The following is a 1,204-nucleotide window of genomic DNA, read 5'->3' on the forward strand; positions in this document are numbered from 1 at the left end:
TGAACGCGTCGTTGTCTGTATTTAACCCTGACATAGTTTTTGGGACGATGGAAACTTTGTATTTTCTCGCCGCACTTAATCGAACCCCTACCCCAATTTCATTACCGTCTATATCTACATTCTCAAGTATTGGGGTTGATGTGCCTGCTGTAACCACTGCTCCAACTAAATAATCTTGTGAAGTATTACATCCTAAAATTTTCATTGGGATTTCTTGACCTTGCGGGATAGTACTCCCTACTAATGAAACATTCTTTGCGCCATTTGAACCTGTTTGAACCTCGTACTGATCTGTTGTATTGTTGAAATATTGATCAACTGGTTTAGAATTTGCGTCAAGTTTCTGGGCCCTATTGTTATGTGGCATATAGTTTCTCCTTTGCAATTATGTTTTTTCAAGATTCACCTCGATATGGGTCCTCTTCACTTTTCATTAATCGGCGTTCCGTGAGAATCTCCATCAATTTAGCTTCCGGATTTTCAACGCCTAAGCGAGAAAGTGCTCCTTTAATCGATTCTAAATCGCTGCTCATTTCGGTTGTTAAACGTTCGATTAGCTCCGCTTGGTCTTCCGGTAGTGGTAATCGGAAATGGACCGTATTATCGAAGTTATTATCGATACTGTTTACTAAATCGCGATCATAAATAAAACGCGAGTCGTTTGACCGCGCGCTCATGTATCGCAATATATATTCGTTTAATAATTCAAGGCGCGATTTCCAAACGATCCATGAACGTTGCGTTTTCGATATGATGGACGAATATAGTAACTTCACCGCCATATCATTGATACCGCCGACATTCATTTCGGCAGTGTTTACGCTAGGTACTTCGGCGATTTTATGAAGATTCGAATACAGTCGATCAAGATATGCTTCGACCGCTTCTTTAAATTTGAAATTTGATTCGAGCTTCTTTGCGTCTGGCCTTTCGCCTTCTAACAATCCGCCTGCCCCCTGTAAGTTCCACATTGCGCCAGGTGCTACGTTAAGCCCTTTGTCGTTGTCGACGTTCATCAATAGCGTAATGGCAAACATTTCGAAACGGATTGCGTCGGAATAGTCGCTAAGCTTTTTATTGATTTCGTCTGTAATTGGCGCCCACTTATCGATCTCGGAGTAACCGCGATTCATGCCCGTAAGGCGTTCGTTCGGAATCTCCACGATTGGAATGAAGTTAAGCCCCATCGCTGACTTCTCGATTT

2 protein-coding genes are annotated in these 1,204 nt (G+C 42.2%); both read right to left on the reverse strand.

Going from position 1 to position 1,204, the window contains the following annotated elements; all coding sequences use genetic code 11:
• Positions 1 to 367: hypothetical protein (locus tag AB0G52_RS41215; RefSeq protein ID WP_361344452.1), on the reverse strand; the 367-nt coding region annotated here is incomplete at its 3' end.
• A gap of 28 nt (positions 368 to 395) precedes the next feature.
• Positions 396 to 1,204 (reverse strand): phage portal protein (locus AB0G52_RS41220; RefSeq protein ID WP_361344455.1); only part of this gene is annotated, 809 nt, incomplete at its 5' end.

It is taken from the genome of Streptomyces sp. NPDC021562 (assembly GCF_040640875.1).
GTDB lineage: Bacteria > Actinomycetota > Actinomycetes > Streptomycetales > Streptomycetaceae > Streptomyces.